1 protein-coding gene is annotated in these 676 nt (G+C 41.9%); it reads right to left on the bottom strand.

Annotated elements, in window-relative coordinates:
* Positions 1 to 676: hypothetical protein (locus H5119_RS20020; protein WP_182703485.1), on the bottom strand; the 676-nt coding region annotated here is incomplete at both ends.

The following is a 676-nucleotide window of genomic DNA, read 5'->3' on the forward strand; positions in this document are numbered from 1 at the left end:
TCACCATCCAGCACATACTCACCATCAACGAGTAAATCTTCCGGCCAGCTCACCGCAATACTATTCGTAAACACATCATCCCATGCTATTGAGCGACGATATGCCCCATAATTAACTAATAAGCTTCTCGAAGTGTCCTGACGGTCGTAAATTTTAGCCATTATTTCACTAATATCTGCCGTGCCCCACCAGTTATAACGAGCATCAATTATGGTTGAGCCATAATCCCCATTCGTATTAAGATTAGTCGTATTATCAACAAACGAATTGTAGTGAATCGTTGAAATAAACCCACTGTCTGACTTAGATTCATTAATGTAAATAGCGTGTGTATTTTGCTCAAACAAACTGTACTGAATATCAAGATGGGTAGCACTGGATATTGAGACTTCACGAATTCCGTATATAGCATATTTTACCTGCGTATAGCGCAGCGTAACATTTGAGCCGTTGTAAACATGAATGCCACTCCAGCTTCCCTTCTCAGGGATATCCAGTGATGAGGTAAATACGACCTCGCTCCCTTCAACACCTGTCGTCGTTAGTACGCCATAAATATTAAACTGAACACCAGAGCCTGATTGGATGGTTACGCCTTGTGCAATCAACCACTCTCCGCGCACATCAATGCGACTTTTTATATCAAAGGTTACTGTCGCACCCGCTTCAACAATAA

This window comes from Pseudoalteromonas sp. SG45-5 (assembly GCF_014164085.1).
Classification (GTDB): Bacteria; Pseudomonadota; Gammaproteobacteria; order Enterobacterales; family Alteromonadaceae; genus Pseudoalteromonas; species Pseudoalteromonas aliena.